The 26,873-nt window shown below is 71.8% G+C and carries 22 protein-coding genes; 11 read left to right on the top strand and 11 right to left on the bottom strand.

All coding sequences use genetic code 11. From position 1 onward, the window contains the following. Positions 1-53: 53 nt before the first annotated feature. Positions 54-2,693, bottom strand: coding sequence for a bifunctional acetate--CoA ligase family protein/GNAT family N-acetyltransferase (locus HS041_RS22885; protein ID WP_307845422.1), 2,640 nt, complete (start codon positions 2,691-2,693; stop codon positions 54-56). A 177-nt stretch (positions 2,694-2,870) separates the two neighbouring features. On the opposite strand from HS041_RS22885, the gene HS041_RS22880 reads away from it, so the two are divergent. Further along, positions 2,871-3,764 carry a carbohydrate kinase family protein gene (locus tag HS041_RS22880; RefSeq protein WP_196442861.1) on the top strand — a complete coding sequence of 298 codons (894 nt, stop codon included), beginning with the start codon at positions 2,871-2,873 and terminating at the stop codon, positions 3,762-3,764. Between the two features lie 22 nt (positions 3,765-3,786). Here HS041_RS22880 and HS041_RS22875 read toward each other — a convergent pair whose 3' ends face one another. From HS041_RS22875 to HS041_RS22860, 4 genes are all read right to left on the bottom strand, one after another. Next, positions 3,787-4,116, bottom strand: coding sequence for a hypothetical protein (locus tag HS041_RS22875; protein ID WP_196442860.1), 330 nt, complete (start codon positions 4,114-4,116; stop codon positions 3,787-3,789). A gap of 254 nt (positions 4,117-4,370) precedes the next feature. Further along, a complete protein-coding gene (locus HS041_RS22870; RefSeq protein ID WP_196443506.1) occupies positions 4,371-6,440 on the bottom strand; it encodes a RecQ family ATP-dependent DNA helicase in 2,070 nt (689 codons plus the stop codon). 64 nt (positions 6,441-6,504) lie between these two features. Continuing rightward, positions 6,505-7,326: a TauD/TfdA dioxygenase family protein gene (locus tag HS041_RS22865; RefSeq protein WP_196442859.1), complete on the bottom strand. Its 822-nt coding sequence runs from the start codon at positions 7,324-7,326 to the stop codon at positions 6,505-6,507. A 298-nt stretch (positions 7,327-7,624) separates the two neighbouring features. Next, positions 7,625-8,185, bottom strand: a complete 561-nt coding sequence (locus tag HS041_RS22860; RefSeq protein ID WP_196442858.1) for a hypothetical protein — start codon at positions 8,183-8,185, stop codon at positions 7,625-7,627. Between the two features lie 207 nt (positions 8,186-8,392). On the opposite strand from HS041_RS22860, the gene HS041_RS22855 reads away from it, so the two are divergent. Beyond that, the gene (locus HS041_RS22855) at positions 8,393-8,971 is read left to right on the top strand and encodes a GNAT family N-acetyltransferase (protein WP_196442857.1); all 579 of its coding nucleotides are present in this window, start codon (positions 8,393-8,395) and stop codon (positions 8,969-8,971) included. Positions 8,972-9,094: 123 nt separating this feature from the next. Continuing rightward, positions 9,095-11,605: a DNA gyrase/topoisomerase IV subunit A gene (locus HS041_RS22850; RefSeq protein ID WP_196442856.1), complete on the top strand. Its 2,511-nt coding sequence runs from the start codon at positions 9,095-9,097 to the stop codon at positions 11,603-11,605. A gap of 133 nt (positions 11,606-11,738) precedes the next feature. On the opposite strand, the gene HS041_RS22845 is transcribed toward HS041_RS22850, so the two are convergent. Then, the gene (locus HS041_RS22845; RefSeq protein WP_196442855.1) at positions 11,739-12,104 is read right to left on the bottom strand and encodes a VOC family protein; all 366 of its coding nucleotides are present in this window, start codon (positions 12,102-12,104) and stop codon (positions 11,739-11,741) included. A 102-nt stretch (positions 12,105-12,206) separates the two neighbouring features. Then, positions 12,207-12,524: an S-layer homology domain-containing protein gene (locus HS041_RS22840; RefSeq protein WP_196442854.1), complete on the bottom strand. Its 318-nt coding sequence runs from the start codon at positions 12,522-12,524 to the stop codon at positions 12,207-12,209. A 168-nt stretch (positions 12,525-12,692) separates the two neighbouring features. On the opposite strand from HS041_RS22840, the gene HS041_RS22835 reads away from it, so the two are divergent. Further along, entirely contained in the window at positions 12,693-13,187 is a 495-nt protein-coding gene (locus HS041_RS22835; RefSeq protein ID WP_196442853.1) for a beta-class carbonic anhydrase, read from the top strand. Between the two features lie 64 nt (positions 13,188-13,251). Here the strand turns inward: HS041_RS22835 and HS041_RS22830 are convergent, their stop codons facing one another. Continuing rightward, positions 13,252-15,324: a DNA gyrase/topoisomerase IV subunit B gene (locus tag HS041_RS22830; RefSeq protein ID WP_196442852.1), complete on the bottom strand. Its 2,073-nt coding sequence runs from the start codon at positions 15,322-15,324 to the stop codon at positions 13,252-13,254. A gap of 241 nt (positions 15,325-15,565) precedes the next feature. Between HS041_RS22830 and HS041_RS22825 the strand changes: the two genes are divergently transcribed. Next, positions 15,566-15,796: a DUF7455 domain-containing protein gene (locus HS041_RS22825; protein WP_196442851.1), complete on the top strand. Its 231-nt coding sequence runs from the start codon at positions 15,566-15,568 to the stop codon at positions 15,794-15,796. Positions 15,797-15,801: 5 nt separating this feature from the next. Here the strand turns inward: HS041_RS22825 and HS041_RS22820 are convergent, their stop codons facing one another. Then, positions 15,802-16,554, bottom strand: a complete 753-nt coding sequence (locus tag HS041_RS22820; protein ID WP_196442850.1) for a GNAT family N-acetyltransferase — start codon at positions 16,552-16,554, stop codon at positions 15,802-15,804. A 119-nt stretch (positions 16,555-16,673) separates the two neighbouring features. Here HS041_RS22820 and HS041_RS22815 point away from each other — a divergent pair, with 119 nt between their 5' ends. After that, positions 16,674-17,408: a YaaA family protein gene (locus tag HS041_RS22815; RefSeq protein WP_196442849.1), complete on the top strand. Its 735-nt coding sequence runs from the start codon at positions 16,674-16,676 to the stop codon at positions 17,406-17,408. Between the two features lie 150 nt (positions 17,409-17,558). On the opposite strand, the gene HS041_RS22810 is transcribed toward HS041_RS22815, so the two are convergent. Together HS041_RS22810 and HS041_RS22805 are read right to left on the bottom strand one after the other, a co-directional pair. Next, positions 17,559-19,190, bottom strand: coding sequence for an RNA polymerase sigma factor (locus HS041_RS22810; protein WP_196442848.1), 1,632 nt, complete (start codon positions 19,188-19,190; stop codon positions 17,559-17,561). A 241-nt stretch (positions 19,191-19,431) separates the two neighbouring features. Then, complete coding sequence (locus tag HS041_RS22805; RefSeq protein ID WP_196442847.1) at positions 19,432-21,525, bottom strand: SpoIIE family protein phosphatase; 2,094 nt, start codon at positions 21,523-21,525, stop codon at positions 19,432-19,434. 525 nt (positions 21,526-22,050) lie between these two features. Between HS041_RS22805 and HS041_RS22800 the strand changes: the two genes are divergently transcribed. The 5 genes from HS041_RS22800 to HS041_RS22780 all read left to right on the top strand — a co-directional run bounded on the left by HS041_RS22800 (position 22,051) and on the right by HS041_RS22780 (position 26,851). Continuing rightward, a complete protein-coding gene (locus HS041_RS22800; RefSeq protein ID WP_196442846.1) occupies positions 22,051-22,290 on the top strand; it encodes a hypothetical protein in 240 nt (79 codons plus the stop codon). A gap of 541 nt (positions 22,291-22,831) precedes the next feature. Continuing rightward, on the top strand, positions 22,832-24,406 hold the full coding sequence (locus tag HS041_RS22795) for a hypothetical protein (protein ID WP_196442845.1): 1,575 nt from the start codon (positions 22,832-22,834) through the stop codon (positions 24,404-24,406). Between the two features lie 7 nt (positions 24,407-24,413). After that, positions 24,414-25,169, top strand: a complete 756-nt coding sequence (locus tag HS041_RS22790; protein WP_196442844.1) for a LamB/YcsF family protein — start codon at positions 24,414-24,416, stop codon at positions 25,167-25,169. 16 nt (positions 25,170-25,185) lie between these two features. Continuing rightward, the gene (locus HS041_RS22785) at positions 25,186-25,845 is read left to right on the top strand and encodes a 5-oxoprolinase subunit B family protein (RefSeq protein ID WP_307845421.1); all 660 of its coding nucleotides are present in this window, start codon (positions 25,186-25,188) and stop codon (positions 25,843-25,845) included. An 85-nt stretch (positions 25,846-25,930) separates the two neighbouring features. Next, entirely contained in the window at positions 25,931-26,851 is a 921-nt protein-coding gene (locus HS041_RS22780; protein WP_196442843.1) for a 5-oxoprolinase subunit C family protein, read from the top strand. Positions 26,852-26,873 lie beyond the last annotated feature (22 nt).

Raw genomic sequence — 26,873 nt, 5'->3', positions numbered from 1 at the left:
CCGGTTTCACCCTCGCGCCGCGAGGTCCGCCGTCGGCTGATTCCCCGGCCCCGTCAACTGAGCCGGCGGGGACCGTCGTCGGGCCGCGGGCCGGCGGGGCTGCGCAGCACGGCGCGGGCCCCCAGCACGATCACCCCGGACTCCCCCACCAGCACCGGATCGAGGTCGAGCCGTACCACCTCCGGGAGGTCGTCGGCCAGCCTCCCCACCCGCACCAGCAGGTCCTCCAGCGCCTCGACCGCGACCGGCGGGTAGCCGTATTCGCCGAAGAGGAGGGGCGCGGCGCGCGGCGACTCCACGAGCGCCGCCGCGTCCTCCCGCGTCAGCGGGGCCAGGCGGTAGGCCACGTCCCGCAGCAGCCGGGCCGTCACCTCTCCCAGCCCGAAGGAGACGACCGCGCCGACCGCGGGGTCCTCGACGACGCTGACCACGGTCGGCACCGCGGGCTGCGGGACCATCCGCTGCACCGCGAGTACGGCCTCGGGGCCGAGCTGGCGGGTCAGGTCGGCGAAGGCGTCGCGCACCCCGTCGGGGCCGGCCAGGCCCAGCCGTACCGTCCCCGCCCGTTTGGCCGCCTCCGGATCGGCGGCCTTCAGCACCACCGGCCAGCCCAGTCGCTCGGCCGCCGCCACGGCCTCCTCGGGCGAGCCCGCCACCTCGGAGGGCCAGACGGTCAGCCCGTAGCGGGCCAGCAGCTCCGAGGCCTCGATCTCCACCGGGAGCCGCTCGCCGGGGACGTCCCGCGGAGCGTCGAGCAGCCGCTCGACGAGCTCGCGCGCGGCGGCGGTGTCGATGTCGCCGATCTCCACCGGCGTTCCCGCGGGCTGCCCGCGCCAGCGCGCGTGCCGGACGACGTGGGCCAGGGCGCGCACGGCCTCCTCCGGCGCGGCGTACGACGGGATCGACCCCTGCCCGGGTACGGCGCCGCCCCGCAGCTCGGACGGCATGCCGAGCTTGCCCTCGAAGGTGGCCAGCACCGGCTTGCCGCCCTCGCGGGAGACGCGCAGCAGCTCGGCGGCGACCTCGTCGGCCCGGCCGGGGATCGGCGGCATGTAGATCACGACCGCGGCGTCCACGTCCGGCAGCAGCGAGGCCAGGGCCGTGCCGAACTCGGCGGCGCCGGCGCGCGCGCCCAGGTTGACCGGGGGCCGGGGTTCGAGGCCGGCGCTCACGCAGGCGTCCACCGCCAGCAGCGCCAGCGCGTCGGAGTTGCTCACCAGCCCGACCCGGGGCCCGGCGGGCAGCGGCTGGTAGGCCAGGAGCTGCGCCACGTCGAACTGCTGGATCAGGTCGTCGACCCGGATCACCCCGGCCTGCTCGAACAGCGCGCTCAGCGCGGTGTCGGGCAGCCCCAGCGCCGGGGCGGCGTGGCCGGTCGGCACGTTCTGGGTGGTGCCGCCGCTCTTGACCACCACGATCGGCTTGCGCCGGGAGATCCGCCGGGCCAGCCGGGCGAACTTCCGCGGGTTCCCCAGCGACTCCAGGTAGAGCAGGATCACGTCGGTGGCCGGGTCCTCCTCCCAGTACTGGAGCAGGTCGTTGCCGGAGACGTCGGCGCGGTTGCCCGCCGAGACGAACGAGGAGATGCCCATGCCGCGCTGGGCCACCCGCTGCAGCAGCGCCGTGCCCAGGGCGCCCGACTGGCTGAAGAAGCCCACCCGTCCCCGGCCGGGGACGGTCGCGGCGAGGGTGGCGTTCAGCCGGACCGCGGGGTCGGTGTTGGCGATGCCGAGGCAGTTGGGGCCGACGACGCGCAGGCCGTACGCGCGGGCGATGCGGACCAGCTCGTCCTGGCGGGCCCGCCCCTCCGGCCCGGTCTCGCCGAACCCGGAGGAGACCACCACCAGCCCGCGCACGCCCTTCTCCGCGCACTCCTTGACGACGTCGATCACCCCGTCGGCGGGTACGGCCAGGACGGCGAGGTCCACCTCGCCGTCGATGGCCGTCACACTCGGGTAGGCCCGGACCCCCGCGACGGCCCGCGCCTCGCGGTGGACCGGGTAGACCGGGCCGGTGAAGTCGGCGCCGAGCAGGTTGCGCAGCACGGTCTGGCCGACGCCGCCCGGCTCCCTGCCGGCGCCGACGACCGCCACCGAGCCGGGGTTGAGCAGTCGCTCGATCGAACGGGACTCGGCCCGGTGCTCGCGGGAGGCGGTCACCTCCTGAGCGGTCTCGGTCGGAGTGAGGTCGAGGGTCATCCGGACGACGCCGTCGGCGAAGCGGCTCTGCGCGGTGTAACCGACCTGCTTGAGCACGGCCATCATCTTCTGGTTGGCGGGCAGCACGTCGGCGACGAACCTGGCGATGCCGTTCTCTCTCGCCGTCTCGGCCAGGTGCTCCAGCAGCACCGAGGCGACGCCCCGGCCCTGGTGGGCGTCCTCGACGAGGAAGGCGACCTCCGCCTCCCCCGGCTCGATCCGGTCGTAGCGGATCACGGCCACCATCTCCGTGCCGATCGTGGCGATCAGCGCGACCCGGTCCACGTAGTCGACGGTGGTGAACCAGGTCACCTCGCGGTCCGACAGCCGGGGCCGGGGCCCGAAGAAGCGGAAGTAGATGGACTCCTCGGACAGCCGGGAGTAGAAGGCGCGCAACCGGTCCGCGTCTGCGGGCCGGATCGGGCGCACGTGAGCGGTGCCTCCGTCGGACAGGACGACGTCCGCCTCCCAGTGGGCGGGATACTGAGCCTCCACAGTCCCGAGAGTAGACGTGAATCTCACATGCAGGACCAACCGGGTGGATTCACACAACGCTTGTGCATCGACTATGCCCCGGTCTCAGATCCGGGCCCCCTACGCTGGCCGGAAGCTGTTAGGTTTTTGGCGGCTCCATAAGCACGTCGGCATCGAAGGCAGCAAGGTGGTGGCATCATGACGCGGGTGGTCGTGGTGGGCGATCTCATGACCGACGCGGTCGCACGGGCTCGCTACCCTCTGGCCAGAGCCAGCGACACACCGGCCATCGTCACCATGCACGGTGGCGGCTCGGGGGCGAACATCGCCTCCTGGCTCGCCGTGGAGGGCGCGGAGGTGGCCTTCATCGGCCGCCGGGGCGCCGACATCACCGGCCGCAACCGCGACATGGAGCTCATGGGCTACGGCGTGGACGCCCGCCTCGTCATGGACCCCGAGCGCCCGACCGGCACCTGCGTCGTGCTCGTCACCCACAAGGGCGAGCGCACCATGCTCTCCGACCCCGGCGCCAACGCGGCCCTGTCCCCCGAGGACCTCCCCCGCGACCTGTTCTCCCAGGGCGGCCATCTGCACCTCTCCGGCTACACCCTGATCAACGAGGGCTCCCGCGAGGCCGGCCTCGCCGCCCTGGAGATGGCCCGCCGGGCCGGGATGTCCGTCTCGGTCGACTGCTCCTCCTCCGCCCCGCTGGAGCGCACCGGAGCCGAGCCGTTCCTGGAGTGGACCCAGAACGCCAAGCTGCTGTTCGCCAACGTCGACCAGGCCAAGGTCCTGACCGGCCGCGACGAGCCCGCGGCCGCCGCCAAGGTGCTCACCGCCTGGTTCCCCCAGGTCGTGATCAAGCTCAACGACGAGGGCGCGCTGTGGTACACCAACAGCCGCAGCGAGCCGGTCAGGGCCCCCGCCGAGTCCGTGGAGCGCGTGGTCGACGGCACCGGCGCCGGTGACGCCTTCACCGCGGGTTTCCTCCCGGCCTGGCTGGAGGGCAAGCCCCCGGCCGAGGCGCTGTCCGCCGGCAACCGCCTGGCCGCCAAGGCCATCGCCCACCTCGGCGCCCGCCCCCGCCTCTAGGACACGCGCAGACGCGACCAGGTCACCTGGTCGTGGCCTGCCTCCGTCGCGCCACTGGGGCCCGGCGTAGCACGCCCTCACGCTCGAAACCGGCCTTCTCCAGCGCCCGCTGCTCGGGCCAGGTCGTATGGCCGGACCACTGCGGCTCACCGGTCGTCCGGAGAGCCTGGCCGGGAGAGGGGAACTCGGCCATCAGCGACGAGTCGGGGATGCCGAACAGCGGTGCGTCTACGGCATCCGCCCCACCGAGCCCAAGCGCCTGCGCCGTCTCCGCCGGGTTGAGCGGGGCGAGGACCATGTTGTCGGCCCGTCCGGAGAACGGCCGATCGCAGGCGGTCAGCCGCTCCATCATGGGGATGTCACTGCCCGCAAGCAGCAGGACCGCTTTCGCGCCGAGAGGCCGCGGCGACCCTGTCCAGCCGCTTGCGCAGAAGACCGGGTCCGCCCTCCCGCCCGACGGGATCCTGCGCCGTTTCGACCCTCATCCATGTGGATTCAATCCCCATAGATGAGGGTCCCATCGTCAGCTTCTCCGGCCTCCGCGACCACCAGAATGTTCTGGCTCATGCCGATAAGCGGCGGATGACCTGGCTGACCTGCGAGCGGCTAGCTCGTCACCGCCAGGGCCAGGGGGAGCACGGCGGGTGCCCCGGCGTGGCGGAGCATGGCGGCGCCCAGGGTCATCGTCCAGCCGGTGTCGACCCGGTCGTCGACCAGCAGGACCGGGCCGCCCGCCGCGGCCACCGCCGGGCCCAGGGCCGACGGCATCGCGAGGGTGGCCCGGACGGCCTGGACCCGCTGGGCGCTGTTGAACTGGCGGCCGGGCGGGCCCGACCGGTAACCCAGATCGCCCAGGTAGGACAGGCGGCCGACCTGGGACAGCCGCTCGGCCAGGCTCCGGACCAGCTGCGGCCGGGTGGCCGAGGGCACCGCGACCAGGGCGACCGGGCGCTGCTCCCACTCCCACGACGCCAGCACCGCGACCACGGCGGCGAACACGTCGTCGGGGACCGGCCCGTCGGGAGCGCCCTCGGCGAACAGGCCACGCAGGCGGTTGCCCCAGCCGATGTCGGTCAGGCGGCCCAGCGCCCGGCCGGGCTCGGCGCCCAGCTCGGGCTTGATCCGGCCCTTGAGGTCGCTCAGCCCCGTCGGCCACTGCCGCCGCGGCTCGATCTCCACACCGGGCCGGCTCAGGCTCGCGGCGGCGCGCTCCACGGCCGCCTCCGCGACCTCGGGCGAGCGGTGGAGGCCGGTGCAGTTGTCGCAGCGCCCGCAGGGCGCGGCGGAGTCGTCGTCCAGGCGGCGGCGGAGGAACTCCTCGCGGCACCCGGTGGTGTCGAGGTAGTCGAGCATGGCCCGCTGCTCGGCCTCGCGCTCGGCGGCGACCCGGGCGTAGCGCTCGGCGTCGTAGGCCCACTCCTGGCCGGTGGCCTCCCAGCCGCCCTTGACCCGCCGGACCGCGCCGTCCACGTCGAGGACCTTGAGCATGGTGTCCAGACGGGTGCGGCTGAGGTCGACCCGGTTCTCCAGGGCGGCGGTGGACATCACACCGCCCTCGGCGAGCGCGGCCAGCACGTTGCGCACGACCGGCTCGGGCGGGAAGGCCAGCGAGGCGAAATAGGCCCAGATCTCACGGTCCTCGGCGCCGGGCAGCAGGATCACCTCGGCCCGCTCGACCCCGCGCCCGGCTCGGCCGACCTGCTGGTAGTAGGCGACGGGCGACTGCGGGGCGCCGACGTGCACGACGAAGCCGAGGTCGGGTTTGTCGAAGCCCATGCCCAGCGCGGAGGTGGCGACCAGCGCCTTGATCTTGTTGTCGAGCAGGGCCTGCTCGGCGGCGAGCCGCTCGGCCTGCTCGGTCTGGCCGGAGTAGGCGGCCACCTCGTGTCCCTGCTCGCGCAGGTAGGCGGCGATCTCCTGGGCGGCGGCCACGGTGAGGGTGTAGACGATCCCGGAACCGGGCAGCTCGTGCAGGGTCTGGGCGAGCCACGCCAGGCGCTGCTCGGCGCCGCGCAGCCGTACCACGCTCAGGTGGAGGCTCTCGCGCTCCAGCGCCCCGCGCAAGACGAGCGTCTCGTCGCCGAGTTGCTCGGCGACGTCGCGGGTGACGCGGGCGTTGGCGGTCGCGGTGGTCGCCAGGACCGGCACGCCCTCGGGGAGGTCCTCGAACAACGTGCGCAGCCGCCGGTAGTCGGGGCGGAAGTCGTGGCCCCAGTCGGAGATGCAGTGCGCCTCGTCCACCACGACCAGGCCCGCGCTCTCGGCCAGCGCGGGCAGGACCTGGTCGCGGAAGTCGGGGTTGTTGAGCCGCTCGGGACTGACCAGCAGCACGTCGACCGTGCCCTCGGCGACCTGTCCGTAGATCTGCTCCCAGTCCTCGGGGTTGGCCGAGTTGACGGTGACCGCGTGGATGCCGGCCCGCTCGGCGGCGGCGATCTGGTTGCGCATCAGGGCCAGCAGCGGCGAGACGATGACGGTCGGCCCCTCACCCAGCTCGCGCAGGAGCGCGGTGGCGATGAAGTAGACCGCCGACTTGCCCCACCCGGTGCGCTGCACGACGAGGACCCGCCGCCGGTCCATGACCAGCGCCTTGATCGCCGACCACTGGTCGTCGCGCAGCCGGGCGTGCTCCCCGGCCAGCGCCCGCAGTCGCTCCTCGGCCTCTTCCCGCAGCATCAGCTCTTCGCTCACCGGTCATTGGTATCAGTTCCCGGTGACCGTTTCGCCCCGCCGCCGGCTTTTACCCGTCCTGGTGCTCCGGGAAGGCGTTGACGGTGACCCGGTGCATGCGGCGGCGTTCGGTGTAGTCGGCCACCGCGTAGTGCTGGGTGCTGCGGTTGTCCCAGAAGGCCAGGGTGCCCGGACGCCAGTTGAGCCGGACCTGGTACTCGGGGGAGCGGATGTGGTCGATCAGGTACGGCAGCAGCGCCTCGTTCTCCCGGTCGGACAGCTGCACCAGCCGCGTGGTGGAGGCGCGGTTGACGAACAGCGCCTTGCGTCCGGTCTCGGCGTGCACGCGCACGACGGGCCGCTCGATCGGCGGCCACTTGGCCTGGATCTCGGCCAAGTCGAAGTCGTGGCCCTTGGAGATGGCCTTCTTCATCGAGGCCGTGATGTCGTGGACGGCGGTGAGCTCCTCGCAGAGCCGCTGGATGGGCGGAGAGAGCGTCTCGTAGGCCATGCAGGCGTTGGCCCACAGGGTGTCGCCGCCGACGCTGGGCAGCTGGACGCAGCGCAGCAGCGAACCCATCGGCGGGACCGGCTCGAAGGTGTTGTCGCTGTGCCACTCGTCGCCGCCCTCGCCCTTGGGGTCGGTCTGGTCGAGGACGTGGATGGCGCTGCCGCTGTCCTTCTTGAAGGCCGGGTGGTTGATCGTGCCGAAGTTCTCTGCGAAGCGGATGTGCTCCTCGTCGGTGATGTGCTGGTCGCGGAAGAAGAGGACCTTGTGCTCCAGCCAGCCCCGGCGGATCTCCTCGACCTCGCCCTCCGACAGCGGCTTGCGAAGGTCGACGCCGCTCACCTCGGCGCCGATGTGCCTGGTCACCTGCTTGAACTCGATCATCTTGACGCTCCTGTGTGGGTGTCCGCACGCCAGTCCCGGAGGCCGGGACGCCGGCCCCGGCCCGTTCAGCCCGCAGCGGCGCCCGACCGCGCCAATCAAGCAACCGCTTGGTCAAGCATATGCCCGAACCGCATCCCGGAAGAGAGTGACCTGAGTCACTTCGGGCCAGGATCTGGACACCTGCGGTCCCGGCGGCCGCCGGGACCGCAGCGCTCCGAGCGCGAGCACCGCACCGCCTCGGGAGGGCCCGGGCGAGAGCCGTACCGCAGCCGGAGGGGCCGGCCGCGGCAGGGCCCCGTCAGACCTCCTCGACCGCCCCGCACTCGTCATCCTTCAGCGGAGCGGCCTTGCCGTCGTAGGCGTCGTCCACCGGTCCGCTGCCGCTCTCCCCGGAGAAGGCGGGCCGATGGAAGCCGTCGGGGGAACCGCACACGGTCCCGGCGGCCCACATGTCCTCCGACTCGCCCTCCCAGTGGCGGAGCTCGCCCTCGGGCTCGTCCCGCCAGAACTGGTGACGCGCCTTGGCGTAGGCCATCACCCGGACGATCGGCGCCGCCTTGCCCGCGGGACGGACCGCATAGACGAAGCGGGCCTCGCAGTTCACCCTCAGCTCGGGGTCGCCGTTCTCGTCCTTGGCGGCCTCCGGGACCAGCTTCGCCTCCACCTTGACGACGTCGCCGACCAGCTCGGTCGTCCCCGGCGCGAAGCTGAAGACCCAGGCCCGGGTGTTCTTGTCGAGGTCCTTGTGGTCGAGGTTCTCCAGGAAGAACGTCCGCTGTTCGGGATCGAGCAGCTTGGCGTAGGCGTCCGGCTTCCCGCCGAGCAGCGTCTTCCTGTCGAGGTAGGCGGCCTGCAGCATGCGGCTGCTGACCTCGAGGGCCGAGCGGACGTCCGACGTCCTCGGCGGAGAAGTCCCCCACCGCCCCGGCCTCGGGGGCCTCGATCCCCGCGGCGCCGTCGGCGAACTTCTCCGAGGGCGAGCCCTCGAACGGCGCACTCTCGGAGATCATCCCCGGTTCCGACCGGTTGCGGCGGACCGTCCGGAGCGTGGTTTCATGACCTCACTATGGACGTCACCACCTGGTATCTCGAACAGACCTCACCGGCCGATCTGCTCCCGGCCAAGCCCCCGGCGATCGAGCTCGACATCGTCCGCTCGGAGGTCCGCTCCCCCGAGTTCAACCGGTTCCTCTACACCGCCGTCGGCGGCGACTGGCAGTGGACCGACCGGCTGCCGTGGACCTGGCGGCAGTGGGACGAGTGGCTGGGCCGGGGTGTGGAGACCTGGGTGGCCTACCATCGAGGCACCCCCGCCGGATACGCCGAGCTGGTCCCGCAGGACGGCGGGGCGGTCGAGGTGGCCTCCTTCGGACTCGTGCACTGGGCGATCGGCAAGGGCGCGGGCGGGCGCCTGCTGGAGTTCTGCACGGCCCGCGCCTGGGACCTGGCCGAGCGCCACCCCGACCGCGAGCCGACCCGCCGGGTGTGGCTGCACACCTGCTCCCTCGACGGCCCGGTGGCGCTGGCCGCCTATCAGGCACGGGGGTTCCGCATCTACGACACCAGGCTCAACGCGCCCGGCGACGAGGACGAGGGCCTCACCCCCGGCCCCTGGCCCGGCGCCGGTCCCCGCACCCGCCCCTGACGCTCCCTGACGGCGGAGCCCGGGCCGGCCGCCTTCCGGTGCGGGCATCCCGTACCCCTCCATAACGGTCCGTCACCGTGTTCACGTCGCGGGCACCCCCCGTCCTTCGGCAGAATGTTCGACATGGCCCGACGGACGACCACACCCCCACCCGACGAAGACTTCGAGGAGCGGATCGTCGACATCGACGTCTCCGCGGAGATGCGCACGAGTTTCCTCGAGTACGCATACTCGGTGATCTACCAGCGTGCGCTGCCCGATGCCCGCGACGGCCTCAAGCCGGTCCAGCGCCGCATCCTCTACTCGATGAGCGAGATGGGCCTGCGCCCCGACCGGGGGCATGTCAAGTCGTCGCGGGTCGTCGGCGACGTCATGGGCAAGCTCCACCCGCACGGCGACACCGCCATCTACGACGCGCTGGTCCGCATGGCGCAGCCGTTCTCGATGCGGCTGCCGGTGGTCGACGGGCACGGCAACTTCGGCTCTCCCGACGACCTGCCCGCCGCGATGCGCTACACCGAGGCCCGCCTGGCCGCCTCGGCCATGGCGATGGTGCAGTCGATCGACGAGGACACCGTCGACTTCAAGCCCAACTACGACGGCCAGGAGACCGAACCCACGGTCATGCCGTCGGCCTTCCCGAACCTGCTGGTCAACGGGGCTACCGGCATCGCGGTCGGCATGGCGACGAACATGGCGCCGCACAACCTCGTCGAGGTGGTCGCCGCGGCCCGCCACCTGATCAAGAAGCCCGACGCCACGCTCGAGGAGCTGATGCGGTTCGTCCCGGGCCCCGACCTGCCCACGGGCGGCACCATCACCGGGCTGGACGGCATCCGCGACGCCTACGCCCGGGGCCGGGGCACCTTCCGGATGCGCGCCAAGTGCGCGATCGAGCAGGTCAGCCCGAGGCGCAAGGGCATCATCGTCACCGAACTGCCGTTCAACGTGGGCCCGGAGCGGGTGGTCACCAAGATCCGCGAGCTGGTCACCGCCAAGAAGCTGCAGGGCATCTCCGACCTGAAGGACCTCAGTGACCGGCACCGGGGTCTGCGGCTGGTCATCGAGATCAAGAACGGTTTCATCCCCGAGGCCGTCCTCGAGGAGCTCTACCGGCTGACGCCGATGGAGGAGAGCTTCGGCATCAACAACGTCGCGCTGGTCGACGGCGAGCCGCGCACGCTGGGCCTGCGCGAGCTGCTCCAGGTCTACGTGGACCACCGCCTCGACGTGGTCCGCCGCCGCTCGGCGTACCGCCGCCGCAAGCGCGAGGAACGCCTGCACCTCGTCGAGGGTCTCGTCATCGCCCTGCTCAACATCGACGAGGTCATCCAGGTCATCCGCTCCTCCGACGACTCCGGCCAGGCGCGGGAGCGCCTGATCGAGGTCTTCGAGCTCTCGGAGATCCAGGCCGGCTACATCCTCGACACCCCGCTGCGCCGCCTGACCCGCTACGACAAGCTGGAGCTCGACCGGGAGCAGCAGACCCTGCGGGACGAGATCGCCGAGCTGAGCGAGATCCTGTCGTCGGAGACCCGGCTGCGCAAGGTCGTCTCCGACGAGCTGGCCCAGGTCGCCAAGACCTACGGCACCCCGCGCCGCACGGTCCTGCTGGAGTCCTCCGGTGCGCCCAGGAAGGCGGCGGCGCCGCTGGAGCTGGAGGTCGCCGACGACCCGTGCCGGGTCCTGTTCTCCTCCACCGGCCTGCTGGCCCGTACGGCCGACGCCTCCCCGCTGGCAGGTGAGGGCGATCGTTCGGCCCACGACGTGCTGGTCTCGGTCGTGGACAGCACGGTGCGGGGCGAGGTCGGCGTGGTCACCAGCCAGGGCCGGATGATCCGGGTCCAGGTCGTCGACCTGCCGATACTGCCTCCGTCGGCCAGTCCGCCGTCGCTGTCCGGCGGTCATCCGGTCTCCGAGTACGTCACCCTGAACCCCGGCGAGACGGTCGTGGGCATCGGGTCCCTCAACCCGGACGGGCCCGGCCTGGCGCTGGGCACCGCGCAGGGCGTGGTCAAGCGGGTCGTTCCCGACTATCCGGCCAACCGCGACGACTTCGAGGTGATCGGCCTCAAGGACGGCGACACCGTGGTGGGCGCCGTGGAGCTGGCCTCCGAGGCCCACGACCTGGTCTTCATCACCTCTGACGCGCAGCTCCTGCGTTACCCCGCCTCCGTCGTCCGGCCCCAGGGCCGCCCGGCGGGCGGCATGACCGGCATCCGGCTGGACGGCACGGCGAGCGTCATCTGGTTCGGCGCCGTGGATCCCGCCCTGGAGTCCAGGGTCGTGACGATCGCCGGATCCTCCACCGCCCTGCCCGGCACCCAGGTCGGCGGGGCGAAGATCTCCGACTTCGCCGAGTATCCCGCGAAGGGCCGCGCCACCGGCGGTGTCCGTGCCCAGCGGTTCCTCAAGGGTGAGGACGTGCTGCTGCTCGCCTGGGCGGGCCCCGGCCCGGCCCGCGCCGTCTCCGCCACCGGCAAGCCGGTCCCGCTCCCGGAGGAGCTCGGCCGCCGCGACGGCTCCGGCGTCCGCCTCACTCACACGGTGGCGGCGGTGGGCGGCGCCCTGGGCACGACCGCCCACGCCTCCGGTGTGCAGGAGGCCCCGCAACCCGGGGACGGCGAGGAATAGCGTCTGCCCGGAGAGGCCGGCACAGGTGTGCGACCGTGCCGGCCTCCCGGTGGACGGGCTCCGCGGCGCCCCGGACGGCCGTCCGGCCCGGCGGCGGGCCGGCGTTGCGCCGCCCGCGTTTCCAGGAGCGTTCTCAGGGCACGCAGAGGCAGAACGGGTGACCGGCGGGGTCGAGGAAGACACGGAAGTCGTCGTCCTCGCTCGGCTGGTGCGCGTGCTTGACCGCACCGAGCGCGAGCACCTCGGCCTCGGCCTTGTCCAGGTCGTCCACGGTCACGTCGAGGTGGAACTGCTGGGGCCGGTCCGGGCTGGGCCAGTCAGGCGGCTGGTGGTCGGGCGCCTTCTGGAAGCAGAGCCGCTCCGGCCTCCCGTCGGTGACCACCACCCAGTCGTCCTCGACGCTGGTGACCTCCCAGCCGAGCAGGGCGCTGTAGAAGTCGGCCAGGCTTTTCGGGTCAGGACAGTCGATGACGACGGACCGCATCCGGGCGATTGCCATGATTCCTCCCGTGTGAGACACCACTGAAAACCATACGATGGTGTTGTGGTTGATTCAACGGGCAAATGTCCCCAATGCGACGCGTCCTGCCGCGGCGGCCACTCAGACCGGCGAACCCTGCAGAGCCGATCTGATCTCGGCGAGCAACTCCCCGGGCTCACCGGCCTCCCAGAAGCGGATGATCCTGGTGATCTCCTCTCCGGGCCGGAACTCACCGGAGCCCTGCGGGCCGAAGCATCCGGCCTTCTCAAGGGCCTCCAGGAACGGGTCGTCGTCGGCCATCGACTCCACATAGACGGTCGCGTCCAACAGGGCGAGCGCCGAGCGTGCGTTCCTGCCCTTGTCTCGGACTTCCACCCGGTCCAGCTTCCTCCTGGCCTGATCACGCAGATAGCCGGCCAGCGATGCGATCCTGTTCATTCATTCTCCCAAAGAACAGCGGGCCTTGCGTCACGGCATCATTACCTATAGTGAGCGGTGATCGCGCGATCTTCCGGAAGTTGGCCGGTGGTGGCCCCCCGGAAATATCCACGAAACGGGCATGAGGGATTATTGATCCGACGATTTCACCGACCGAGGGATGGATACGTGAGTGCCTTCGACGACCTGCTGGCCGCCAACGAGGAGTTCTCCGCCACGTTCACCGACTCGGAGCTGACGGGCAGGGCGGCACGCGGACTGGCCGTGGTCACGTGCATGGACTCCCGGATCGATCCGCTGGGAGTCTTCGGCCTGAAACCCGGTGACGCCAAGATCCTGCGCAATGCCGGGGCCAGGGTGACCGACGACGTGCTTCGCACGCTCGTCCTGGCGGTCTACCTTCTGGGGGTGAACCGGGTCCTGGTCATGCCGCACACCGACTGCGGCATGGCGAAGGCCACCGACGAGGACGTGCACCGCCTCGCCGCCGGGCATGGTGTGGACACCCGCAGCCTGGAGTTCCACACCGTCCCCGACCAGGACGCCGCGCTCCGCCACGACCTGATCCGGATCAAGAGCAGCCCGTTCCTCCCGTCGGGCCTGGCCATCGGCGGCGCCATCTACGACGTGCGCACCGGAAAGCTCCTGCCCGTCGAGCTGTGATCCCGCAGCCCGGACGCGCCCGGTGATCCCCGCCTCACCATGGGGACCACCGGGCGGGCGTCTCTCAGGCGTCGATGTGGTCGCGGTCGACCTCGGCCGCGCTGCCCACGATGAACTCGCGGCGCGGAGCCACGTCGCTGCCCATGAGAAGGTCGAAGATGCGCTCGGCCTGCTCGACGTCCTCGATCCGGACCCGGCGCAGGGTCCGGTGGCGGGGCTCCATGGTCGTCTCGGCCAACTGGTCGGCGTCCATCTCGCCCAGACCCTTGTAGCGCTGGACCGGGTCCTTCCACCGCTTGCCGCGCCGTTCCAGGTCCCGCAGGACCCGGTGGAGCTCGGCGTCGGAGTAGCAGTAGACGTATTTCTCCTTGCCCCGGCCCGGATTGGTGATCTCGATCCGGTGCAGCGGCGGCACCGCGGCGAAGACGCGCCCGGCCTCGACCAGCGGCCGCATGTAGCGATGGAACAGGGTCAGCAGCAGGCACCGGATGTGCGCGCCGTCGACGTCGGCGTCGGCCATCAGGATGACCTTGCCGTAACGGGCGGCCTCGATGTCGAACGAACGGCCCGAGCCCGCCCCGATGACCTGGATGATCGCGGCGCACTCGGCGTTCTTCAGCATGTCGGCGACGGAGGCCTTCTGCACGTTCAGGATCTTGCCCCGGATCGGGAGCAGCGCCTGGAACTCCGAGTCCCGGGCCGCGCGTGCGGTGCCCAGCGCCGAGTCTCCCTCGACGATGAACAGCTCGCTGCGGTCGACGTCGTCGCTGCGGCAGTCGACCAGCTTGGCGGGGAGCGCGGAGTTCTCCAGGGCGGTCTTGCGCCGCTGGTTGTCACGGTGCTCGCGGGCGGCGATGCGCGCCTTGGCCGCCGTGACGATCTTCTCCAGGGCCGCGCGCAACTGCGGCTTGAGCGTGCGCGACGGGTTGGTGAACAGCTCCTTGAGCTCGCGGGAGACGACATGGGAGACGATCCTGCTGGCCGCCGCGGTGCCGAGGACCTCCTTGGTCTGCCCCTCGAACTGCGGCTCGGGCACCCGGATGGTCACCACGGCGGTGAGTCCCTCGAAGATGTCCTCCCGGGTGACGGGGGCATCGCCGGTCTTGAGCAGGCGGACCTCGCGCAACTGCTCGTTGACCGTGCGGACCAGGGCCCGCTCGAAGCCGTTGACGTGGGTGCCGCCCTTGGGGGTGGCGATCACGTTGACGAAGGAGCGCACGGTGGCGTCGTAGCCCTTGCCCCAGCGCAGAGCGACGTCCACGGTGAGCTCGCGCTGGACCTCGGTGGGGTGCATGTGACCCAGGTCGTCGAGGATCGGCACGGTCTCGTGGAAGTGGCCGACGCCCTGCAGGCGCAGCACGTCGCAGACGGCCTCGTCACGGGCGAGGAAGTCGGTGAACTCGGAGATGCCGCCGTCGAAGCGGAACTCCTCCTCGGTGGACTCCTCGCCGCGGCTGTCGCGCACCGTCAGGGTGAGCCCGGGGACCAGGAAGGCGGTCTGGCGCAGGCGGACATGGATCTCGTCGAGGGAGACCTCGGCCTCGGGCAGGAAGATCTGGCGGTCCGCCCAGAAGCGGACCCGGGTGCCGGTGCCCTTGCGGGCGAGCGGGCCGCCGTCGCGCAGCCCGGACTTCTTCTTGAACTTGGCGGTGGGCCCGTCGCCGTCGAAGACGCCCGGCACACCCCTGCGGAAGCTGATCTCGTGAATCCGGCCGTCGCGGTCGACCTCGACGTCCAGCCTGGAGGAGAGGGCGTTGACCACGGAGGCGCCGACGCCGTGCAGGCCGCCGGAGGCGGCGTAGGAGCCGCCGCCGAACTTCCCGCCCGCGTGGAGCTTGGTGTAGACGAGCTCGACTCCGGCAAGGCCCGTCTTCGGCTCGATGTCGACGGGGATGCCGCGGCCGTTGTCGCGGACCTCGATCGAGCCGTCGGTGTGGAGTTCGACCTCGATGCGGTCGCAGTGACCGGCCAGGGCCTCGTCGACGCCGTTGTCCACGATCTCCCACAGACAGTGCATGAGACCGCGGCTGTCGGTGGACCCGATGTACATGCCCGGGCGCTTGCGGACGGCTTCGAGGCCCTCCAGCACCGACAGATGACGGGCCGTATAACCCGTCTCCGTGCTAACTGCGGTCACACCCACTCCCTCTGTGCTCGAACACGTGTGCGCAGCCTACCGTTCTTCCCGCCGCGACGCGTCCTAGCTTGCCACCAGGTGGCCAACACTGTTACTTCGAGCGTGATCCCCATCACCCACGGATACATTCCGCTCTCGGCGTAGCCGGGGGTCGGTTGGGAACGTCCGTATCGGGTTAGATGTTGTCTCAAGTGACTGACGCCAGATCCCCCAACCCCGGGGATGACCCGAAAGGCGATACGTGACTGGAGCTCTCGCCCCCGCCAAGCCGCTGACCGCCACGGACCGGTGTGACCGGTGTGGCGCCCAGGCCTATATCCGCGCAACCCTTCCCGTAGGTGGGGAGCTGCTGTTCTGCGCCCACCACGGCCGCCAGCACGTAACCGTGCTGCGGGACAAGGGTGCCGACATCCAGGACGAGTCGGCTCGCCTCAGCGCCACCCCCGCGGTCGCGCCCAACGACGAACGGTAGGAGCCCTAGCGGACCCGATAGTGATATCGGCCCACCGTCGTGAAGCCCAGACGCTCGTAGAGCGACCGGGCCCCGGTGTTGGCCTCCACCACGGTCAGATATGCCTGTTTCGCGCCCTGCTCTCGCCCATGTGAGAGCAGGGCGTCCAGCAGGCGTCCCGCATGACCGCGACGCCGCGCGTGCGGCAGCGTGGCCATGCAGTAGACCCCGAACCACTCTCCCTGCGTGACGCCCCGGCCGACCGCCTCCTCCCCCTCGTCTCCGCCGAGCGAGGCGTAGGCGGCGGGCACGCCGGTGAGGATCCGGCGGGCCGTCTCCACATCCCCGCCGGGCCTTCCGTCCACGCTCCACCAGACGCCCAGCCACTCCGGCGCGGGCGCCGCCGAGAGCCGGACCTCCGCCGGCCTCCCGCCGCCCGCTTCCGCGTCCCCGCAGCCCTCCGGTACGGCCTTCGCCAGTGGCGCGGTCATCACGAGCGTGGGATCCACCACCCGGTAGCCGCGGGCGCCGAGCAGTTCGTCCAGGCCGGGGGTCGCACCCGCGCCGATGGAGAACGCGCACGGCAGTCCCCGCCCGGCGTAGAACCTCTCCGCCTCTTCCACGGCCGCCTCCAGGTCCTCCCGCTCACCCAGCGGCAGCACCGAGTTGGCCCGTTTCGTCACCCCGCCCGCCGTCCGCAGCGTCCATCCTCCGGCCGCCGTCCGGCCGAGTGCGGGCCAGGCCTGGTCGACGAGCCTGTCGAACATTTCATCGATCATGGCAGGAGATCCTAGAGCGCGTCGCAGGCCGGGCCGTCCCTGGCCCGTTGCCGCGACCCGGCGGTGAGGCAGCCGCACCTGGCGGGATGCCCGGTGGACAGCGCCTATGCTCGGAGACCGTGCTGATCCTGCTTCCCCCGTCGGAGGGCAAGGCCGGAGCGGGCGACGGCCCCGTTCTCGACCTGTCCACCCTGAGCTTTCCCTCCCTGCCCCGGCAGGCCGTCCTGGACGCGTTGACCGCGTTGTGCGAGGGGTCACGGGCTCGCGCCGTGCTCGGGCTCTCAGAGGGCCAGCTCGGCGAGATCGACAAGAACCGTCTACTCCGGACCGTGCCCACGCTCACGGCCGCCGGACTCTACACCGGGGTGCTCTACGACAACCTCGGCTTGGCCTCTCTGCCGCCGGAGGCGGCCGTCCGGGCACAGGAGCGGCTGTTGATCTTCTCCGGGCTCTGGGGGCTGCTCCGGATCACCGACAGGATCCCGCCGTACCGGCTGTCCATGGGTGTGAACCTGCCGCCGCTCGGCGGGCTGGGGGCCTTCTGGCGCCGCTCGGTCACCCCGGTCCTCGATGCGGAGCCCGGCCTGGTCGTGGACCTGCGCTCCAGTACCTACGCGGCGGCCTGGCGGCCCGGCGACCGCGCGGTGGCCGTGCGGGTGCTCAAGGACGGCAAGGTCGTCAGCCACATGGCCAAGGCGACCAGGGGCGCGATCGCCCGGTCCCTGCTGCTGGGAGACGTCGACCCGCAGTCCCCGGACGAGCTGGTCAAGGTCCTCGACGAGCTGGGCCACACCGTCGCCCTCGGTCCCGCCCCGACCGGCAGCCGGTCCTGGACCGTCGACGTGCTGACCTGACCGGCGCCCGGACGGCGGAGCCCGGACTCCGCCTGTGACGGCGAGCGACATCGCCGTCACGATCGTGTAGCCGGCATCGTGTAAACGGCGGAGCGGCCCGCGCCGGTGGGCGCGGGCCGCTCTCGTCGGCAGAGTCCTGCCGTCGGAGTCCTAGTCCAGGTAGTCGCGCAGCACCTGGGAACGGGACGGGTGGCGGAGCTTGGACATGGTCTTGGACTCGATCTGCCGGATGCGCTCCCGCGTCACCCCGTAGACCTTGCCGATCTCGTCCAGGGTCTTCGGCTGGCCGTCGGTGAGGCCGAACCGCATGGAGACCACGCCCGCCTCGCGCTCGGACAGCGTGTCCAGCACGGAGTGGAGCTGCTCCTGCAGGAGCGTGAAGCTGACCGCGTCCGCGGGGACGATCGCCTCGGAGTCCTCGATGAGGTCACCGAACTCGCTGTCGCCCTCCTCACCCAGTGGGGTGTGCAGGGAGATCGGCTCGCGGCCGTACTTCTGGACCTCGATGACCTTCTCCGGGGTCATGTCGAGCTCGCGGGCCAGCTCCTCGGGAGTCGGCTCGCGGCCGAGGTCCTGCAGCATCTGCCGCTGGACCCGGGCCAGCTTGTTGATCACTTCGACCATGTGGACCGGGATGCGGATCGTCCGCGCCTGGTCGGCCATGGCCCGGGTGATCGCCTGCCGGATCCACCAGGTGGCGTAGGTGGAGAACTTGTAGCCCTTGGTGTAGTCGAACTTCTCGACCGCACGGATCAGGCCCAGGTTGCCCTCCTGGATCAGGTCCAGGAAGAGCATGCCGCGGCCGGTGTAGCGCTTGGCCAGCGAGACCACCAGACGGAGGTTGGCCTCCAGCAGGTGGTTCTTGGCGCGGCGGCCGTCCTCGGCGATCCACTCCAGCTCGGCGCGGACGTCCACCGGGAGCTTGTCGCCGTCGGTGCCGAGCTGCTCCTCGGCGAACAGGCCGGCCTCGATGCGCTTGGCGAGCTCGACCTCCTGCTCGGCGTTGAGCAGGGGGACCTTGCCGATCTGCTTGAGGTAGTCCTTGACCGGGTCGGCGGTGGCACCGGCGGCGGCGACCTGGGCCACGGGGGCGTCGTCGTCGTCGTCGGAGAGGATCAGGACCTCGTCGTCGCTCTGCACGACGACGGCCTCGACCTCGACCTTGGGCTCCTCCTCGGTCTCCGCCTCGGCCTCGACCTCGACTTCGACCTCCTCGGCCTCCACCTCCAGGTCGAAGTCCTCGATCTCGACGTCCTCGAGGTCGATCTCCTCCTCGTCCTCGACGTCGACCGCCTTCGGCTTCGGGTCGGCCTTGGGCGCGGAGTCCTGGGGACCCGTGCCCTTGGCGGGGCCGGCGACCGGCTTCTTGGCCGCCGGAGCGGCCTTCTTCACCGGAGCGACCGGCTTCTTGGCCGCGGGCGCGGGCTCGGAACCGCCGACGACCGCGGTGACGGTCTCGGGCTGCTCCTTGGCCGCCGCCGCGGCGGTCTTGGTCTTCTTGACCGGGGCGGCGGGCGCTGCGGGGGCCCGGCGCTTGGCCTGGGGCCGGGGCTTCTTGGGGGCTGCGGAGTCCTCAGCAGTCAGTCGTACGGTGATGCCCTCTTTGCTGAGGCTGCGCAGGATTCCAGCGACCTGCGCCATCGGAATGTCCGCTTCCTCGACGGCCTTACGGACATCCTCGGACTCGAGGAACCCCTGCGAGCGCCCCCGCTCCATCAGCTGCTGAATGACGGGCTCGTTCAGCTCGGATGGCTTCGAGCGAGTCGAACTTGCAGGCGACACGAACACCTCTCGAAGGAAAGCGAGACGAGATATGGACTCAGATGCCCGCTAGGGGCGGATGCCTCTAGTTGTGGTCAGCGAGGCCGCGGAACCTCGACGCACCTGCCCAGCATTCTGGCACGACACCGTGATTCATACGGCCGCCTCCTGGCGGTTGCCCTCCACCCTAGGCCGACGAAGACAGTAGTGCGTACGGAAGTAGGGCACCGATACCCGAAAGCAACCCTTATGACTGTTTCATTCAGTCACTCTTCGTCGTCGGAGGAACATGAATTGCGAGCACCGTGACGTCATCATCCTGCTCATACCCTGCCAACATGCGATCCACCAGGAAATCCAACAGCATATGCGGACTTCCTACGACCTCCGGGGGCGCTTCGGTCACAACAGAGCAAAGTTCGGCGAGTCCGGCATCCAGCCCGCGCTTACGGTTCTCCACGAGGCCGTCGGAGTACAGGACGGCGGTGTGGCCGGGCGGGACGCAGAACCGGAACTGCCTGCGGCTCGCCGGCCAGCCGAGCGGGGTGCCCGGCTCCCCCTCGCACAGCAACGGCACGCCCTGCGGCGAGACCAGCAGGGGCGGCGGATGGCCGGCCAGCGCCAGCGTGCCCTCTCCCGTGCCCGGCTCGACCACCATGTAGGCGAGGGTGGTGACCTGCTCCTCCTCCTCGGTGGCCTCGAAGACCCGGTCCAGGCCGGTGAGGACGGCCGCAGGCGGCGGGTTGGTCAGGGCCAGGGCCCGCATCGCGTTGCGGATGCGGCCCATTCCGGCCGCGGCTTTGACGCCCTTGCCCATCACGTCGCCGACCACCGCCGCCACCCGGCCGTCCTGCAGGACGAACGCGTCGTACCAGTCACCGCCGACCTGCACGTGGCGGCTTCCGGAGCGGAAGCGCTGGGCGAGCGTCAGCCCGCGCACCACCGGCAGGCGGTCCGGCAGCAGGCTGCGCTGGAGCGTCTCGGCGGTGCGGTGCTCCCGCTCGAACAGGGTGGCCCGCTCGACGGCGAGCGCGCACTGCCCGGCGAGGGCCTCCAGGAAGACGCCGTCCTCCTGGGAGATCTTCTGGGGGCGGGTGAAGGAGAACCGCAGCGCGCCCAGGGCGCGGCCCGCGGCCAGCAGCGGCAGACCAACCCACGCCCGCTCGTCGCTGTGGGCGAGGAACCCGTTGATGACCTCCTCGTCGCCCCCGGCGTCCACGAGCTGGGAGCGCAGGCTCTCGGGCGACTCGGCGAAGACCGGACGGCGGCTGTTGACCGCCATGGTCATCACGCTGGAGTGCGAGAGCGGGATCTCCTCCCCCGGCGCACCGGGGACATCCGGGATGCCGCCGCTGTTGACCAGCTTCAGCGCGGCCCGGTCGGGGTCGAGCAGCGCCACCGCCGAGCGGTCGGCGGCCAGCGCCGTACGGCCCACGTCGATGATGACCTGGACGACCTGCTCGACCGTGAGCGCCTCGGCGAGTATCGCCGTGGCCCCCTGCAGCCGCGCCGTGCGCAGGGCGGCGGCGCCGAGCTGGTCGGTCAGCCGGCCCCGCATCTCCTCGGCCTCGCGCTGCGGGGTGACGTCGGTGTTCGCGCCGACCCACTCGACCACCTTGCCGTGCCGGATGATCGGCACGGCCCGCACCTCGAAGTGGCGGTAGCCGCTGGCGCGGGTGCGGACGCGGTAGTTCCACTCGAACATGGTCCGCCCGCGCAGCGCCTCGCGCCACGCCTCCTCGGTGTACGCCCGGTCCTCGGGGTGGACGGCCTCCAGCCAGCCGTAGGCGAAGTAGTCTTCCAGCCCCTGACCGGTGATGGCCCGCCACTGCGGCGCGTCCTCCAGGATCCCGCCGTTGGGCGCGGTGATCCACACGAGCTGCGACTGCGCCTCGACGAGCGAGCGGTATCGCTCCTCGCTGCGCCGCAGGTCCTCCTCGACCTGCTTGCTCTCGGTGACGTCGACGCCGACCAGGCAGACCGCGCGCAGCGTGCCCTTGTCGTCGTGGATCGGGGAGAAGGTGAGGGACCAGTGACGGGTCTCCCCGCCGGCCGTGCGGACCCGGACGCGCTGGCCGCTCTCGACCTCGGCGCCCTCCACGACGCCGCGGACCGACCCTTCGATCAGGGCGGTCAGGTCGGCGGAGAGCAGCTCGCCCGGGGCGCGGCCGACCAGTCGCTCGGCGGGCAGGCCCACCACGCTCGCGAAGACCTCGTCCACCCGCTGGAAACGACCGGCGGGGTCGAAGAACGCGAAGGCGAACGGCGACTGGGACAGCAGACCCTGCAACAGGCCGGCGTCTGAGATGTCCACACCCGACTCCCGGGGACGGGGCACGGAGGTTTCGGCGCTCATGGTCGGCACCTCCGTCGCGTGCCAGGGTCTCCCACGAGGCACATCTCCAAACTTGCGAATCGGCGTAGCGCGGATCCGGGAGACCGGATCCTGTACTACATCATCGGCGATGGGCACCTACGGACGGAAGTCCCGCCCATGATGCGATGAACCGCCCCGGCCCGAGGACCAGGATGCCCACGGTAACGCGCCGGGCCGCGGCGTGACGGCGGGATTGTCACCAGCGCCCTCGAGCGCTCGCGGCCAGGACACTAGCAGGATCGAGCTGGACCGTCCCGACAACCGCCCACCTCGTCCCGGTCAACGCCTCAAGTAAGATCAGAATACTGACTCGCGTCAGATTTGGCTTCCCCTTCGAGAGCCCTCTTTTACTTTTGCCGAGCCGTCTTGAGTCAAGGCAGGGGTCAGCTTTCCCTCACCCCCATCGAAGGGTTGACACAGGCGCGATACGTTGTGGAATGAAAACGCACGTCCTCGCCGCCCATCCGGGGTATGTCCCCGGTAACCCGGAGGAATGTGACATCCATGCCCGCTCTCGCCATCCGTTCCACCACCACGACGACGCTCCGCGAACCCGTGTGCGCCCGTCTGGCCGCCGAGTTCCTCACCGTCCCTCTCGAGACCGTGGACAGGTGCGTGGCCGACGTGCGCGCCTGCACCGAGCACCTCGGCGTCGAGGCCACACCCGAGGTGATAGAGCGCGTCGCCCGCGAGCATCTCCTCGCCATCGTCAACTCCGCCCCGCCGCCGCGGGGCCTGCGATGACGCGTTTGCGGTGACGTCCCCCGGTGACATCCACCCGTGGCATCCCTGAGGTGACATCCCACATCCCTGAGGTGACGCCACGACGGGACAACAGTGACCCCGGCGACCCCGGCGACCCCGGCGATTCCACGGATTCCGGCGACCCCGGCGATTCCAGGGATTCCAGGGATTGCCGGTGACGCCGGGATGACGGCGCTCCTCGCCGGGTCCTCCGCCGCCGGGACGCGGGGCTGCGGGCCGAGAGGCCCGGGAGAGAGCCCGGCAGCGGTGCACGGCGAGGACCCGGCCGCGGAGCGGCGCGGGGCGCCATCCGGTGCGGCCGGGCCTACTCGAGCGCTGGAATCCTCCGGATTCATCCGTGCGGACGGAGTCTGAGGCTAAGATTGCTCCGATCGCGCGTGACGGCGAGGGCCGGGCCGGAGCGGGCGGTCACACCAATGTGGCGTCGCCGGGCGGTTCCCGCCCTGAAATCACGGAGAACGCCTGCGGAGACCGGCTAAGATCCGCAGACGACAGTCACGCGGCCGGTGGAGGAAACCGCTTGAGCCGCCGACACCGCAGGGACCCCCGGGAAAGCCAGGCCCCGGACGAGGTTTTCTCCGAGATGCTGCTGGCCGCCCGTGAGCTGCTGGCCGTCCGCAGCCCTCTGGACGCCGAGCTCATGGTCTCCGACATGGTCGGCGCCTGGTGGGGGCGGCGGCTGCGGCGCGGGGACGCCGAGCAGGTCCTCGGCGAAGGGCTGGTCGATTACGCGGCCAAGGCCGGCTCCCCCGCGGCGCTGACCCTGCTGATCGCGCTCGCCTACCTCGGCACCGCACGCCAGGCCGCCAAGGCCGAGGGCGCGGCGCTGGCGCTCATCGAGCGCGGCGTGGCCAGGCCGCGCTGGGCCGACCGGCTGGGCGTGGTGAAGCCGACCGGCTGCTTCGTCTCCCGTGACGCCTACGGCGACCAGGACACCGTGGTGTGCACCTTCGGCTACCGGGGCGCCGACAGCAGCGAGGACCGGCACGCCCTGGTCGTGGTCGTCGACTACAACATGCGGGGCATCGCCCGCGACGCGTGGGTCTCCTCGCACGTGGACAGATTGCTGGACCAGGCACGGGTCGAGGCCGAGGCCAACGCGATGCTCCGATTCGAGGAGATCGAGCCGCAGCAGGCCAGGGCCCTGCTCGAGTCGGCCATGAAGGCCACGGCGGAGTACGGCGACCGCAAGACGATCGCCCCGGTCAGCGAGAGCTACAGCTCCTACCACGCGTTCGCCCGCTCCCGGATCAAGGCGCTGCCGCCCGGCCGCAAGCGCCCGGCCCCCCTGCACAGCGAGGCCCCCTACAGCCGTGACCGCCGGGCGATGCTGGCCGCGGAGTTCCTCTCCTCCGAGGCGGCCGAGCAGCTGTCGGACCCGTCGGCGGCCTCCCGGTGCGCCGACCACATCATCGACTACGGCTGCGACCAGGACTTCGGCCGCCCGCTGCGGATCAGCCCGACCAAGTGCGAGACGTTCCTGCTCGACTGGCTGCCGCGCAAGGTGATGCTGAGCCCGGCCGAGCAGGAGGCGGTGCCGTACGTCCTGTCCGCCTGGGCCCGGTTCGCCGCGCACCGCACCGGACTGGCGGACGAGGGCCTGCGGGCCACGCTCGACGGGATCTGGGAGGCGACGGGCAAGTTCGCCGAGAACTACCGCGATCCGACGGCCTTCGGCCTCGACCGCGACCTGGTGGAGCGGCTGCTGCCGGACGGGGACCTGTCGGCCCTGGCCCGGCGGGTCTTCGCCTTCCCCTTCCTGCAGGGCATGCACGGCGAGGTCAAGCTGGACCTGCTCAACCCCGCCGACGAGACCGACCGCAGGGTCCTGCTGGGGATCGACCACGGCGACGACCGCGACCGGTTCGACTACGACGAGCACCTGGCCTGGCACGAGGAGATCGCCGCGCGCCTGTGGGAGGGTGACCCGCCGCAGTTGTGGGAGGCCGCCCAGCGGCTGCTGGATCTCGGCCACGACCGGCACGAGGTGCTGCACGTGCTGATCGAGATCGCCGAGCGGATCGGCGACGATCCGGAGGAGCTCGCCACCGCCCTCGACGACATCGCCGACATCCCCGACGAACCTCCGGTGTAGGTGAGCCATGGAGATCGACCTCAACGCCGACCTCGGTGAGGGCTTCGGCATCTGGCGGCTGGGTGACGACGAGGCCCTGCTCGACGTGGTGACCAGCGCGAACGTCGCCTGCGGCTTCCACGCGGGCGATCCGGCCACGATCCGCCGCACCTGCGCCGCCGCGGTCGACCGGGGCGTGAGCATCGGGGCCCAGGTCTCCTACCGGGACCTCGCCGGGTTCGGGCGCCGCGAGATGGAGATGGACCCGGAGGACCTGTGCGCCGAGGTGCTCTACCAGCTGGCGGCGGTGGACGGCATCGCCAGGGCGATGGGCGGGCGGGTCTCCTACGTCAAGCCGCACGGCGCGCTCTACAACCGGATCTGCCGCGATCCCGAGCAGGCCGCGGCGGTCGTGGCGGCCGTGGCCGACTACGACCAGAGCCTGCCGGTGCTCAGCCTGCCGGGCTCGGCCGTCCACGAGGTCGCCGCCGGGGAGGGGCTCACCACCGTCGCCGAGGCCTTCGCCGACCGCGCCTACACCCCCGCCGGCGCCCTGGTCCCCCGGCGCTCCCCCGGCGCGGTGCTCCACGATCCCGACACGGTCGCGGCCCGGGCCGTGCGCATGGCGACCGCCCGGGTCGTGACCGCCGTCGACGGCTCCCAGGTTCCGGTGGAGGCGCGCTCGATCTGCGTGCACGGCGACACCCCCGGCGCCGTACGGCTGGCGCGCGCGGTCCGCGAGGGCCTCACCCAGGCCGGGGTGACCGTCAGGGCCTTCGCATGACGGGCGGAGACCCGCGGTGACCGGCGCGACCGGAGCGGACCAGCCGGAGACCACGGTGATCCGGCGCGCCGGAGAGCACGCCCTGCTGGTGGAGACCGGGGCGCTGGAGGTCTCGCACCGGCTGGACGCGCTGCTGCGGGCCGACCGTCCGGCCGGCGTGACGGAGATCGTTCCCGGTCCCGCCACCGTGCTGGTCGTCGCGCCCGGCGCGGACCCGCTCCGGCTCCGCTCGCTGCTGTCCCTGCTCGCCCGTGCGGCGTGCGCCCCCGGCGCGGAGACCTCCGTGCCGGAGCGGACCGTGACGGTCCCGGTGGTCTACGACGGAGCCGACCTCGCCGAGGTGGCCGCGCTGACCGGGCTGACGCCGCAGGAGGTGGTCGACCGGCACACCCGCAGGGAGCTCGTGGCGGGCTGGCTGGGATTCGCCCCGGGCTTCGCCTATCTCACCGGCCTGGACCCGGTGCTCCACGTGCCCCGGCTGTCCACGCCGCGGACCTCGGTGCCCGCCGGCGCGGTGGCGATCGCCGGCCCCTACTCCGCGGTCTACCCCGCGGCCTCGCCGGGCGGATGGCGGCTGCTGGGCCGCTCCCCGCTGCCGGTGTGGGACGCGACCGCCGATCCGCCCGCCGTGCTGACCCCCGGCACCCGGGTGCGCTTCCGGGCGGTGCCCGGATGACGGTCCTGCCGCCCCTCCCCTGCCGCGCGCCCCGGCGGGAGTCCCAGCGGGAGTCCGTCCGTGTCCTCCCACGCCCGGCGACCGCATGATCGAGGTGCTCGCGTCCGGGCCGTACGCCACCGTGCAGGACCTGGGCCGCCCCGGGTACGGCCATCTCGGCGTGCCCCGTTCCGGCGCCGCCGACGCGCCGAGCCTGCGGCTGGCCAACCGTCTCGTGGGGAACCCGGAGGGCGCGGCGGGGATCGAGCTGACGTTCGGCGGATGCCACCTGGGGTTCTCCGCCGGAGCGTGGGTCGCGGTCACGGGCGCTCCGTGCCCCGTCGAGCTGCTCGTGCCCGGCTCCGCGCCGAGGCGCCTCCCGGGCCCGGCGGGGCCCCGTCCGGACCCGGGAGCGGAGCACCTCCGGAACACGCGGGCGGGGATGTGCGCGCCGTTCTGGGTGCCGGCCGGCGGACGGGTCCGGCTGGGGACGCCCACGGCCGGGCTGCGGACCTATCTCGCGGTCCGCGGCGGCGTGGACGTGCCGCCGGTCCTGGGCAGCCGCTCGACGGACTCGCTCTCGGGACTCGGTCCCGCCCCGCTCGCCCCCGGCCGGCTGCTGCCCGTGGGCCCGGCCCTCACCCTGCCGCAGATCACGGTGGACGCGGCCCCGCCCCGTCCTGTCACCTCCCGCGTGCTGCGGGTCCTCCCCGGCCCCCGGGACGACTGGTTCGCCCCGGGGGCGACGGCCGCCCTGTGCGCGGGGCCGTACGAAGTGAGCCAGGACAGCAACCGGGTCGGCGTGCGGCTGCGCGGGGCCGCGCTGGAGCGGGTCAGGGGCGGGGAACTGCCGAGCGAGGGCGTGGTCGCCGGGGCCCTGCAGGTGCCGCCGGACGGGCAGCCGATCGTGTTCCTCGCCGACCACCCGCCGACCGGCGGCTACCCCGTCATCGCCGTCCTGACTCCCGCGGATCTGCCGCGTGCCGCCCAGCTCCGCCCGGGGGACACGGTCCGCTTCCGTCTCTGACGGCTCCGCCGGGCCGTCCCTC

The organism is Planomonospora sp. ID67723, from assembly GCF_015711605.1.
In the GTDB taxonomy this organism is placed as follows: Bacteria; Actinomycetota; Actinomycetes; order Streptosporangiales; family Streptosporangiaceae; genus Planomonospora_A.
Note: the sequence above shows the minus strand (reverse complement) of the source record. Positions and strands in the feature narration are given on the sequence as shown.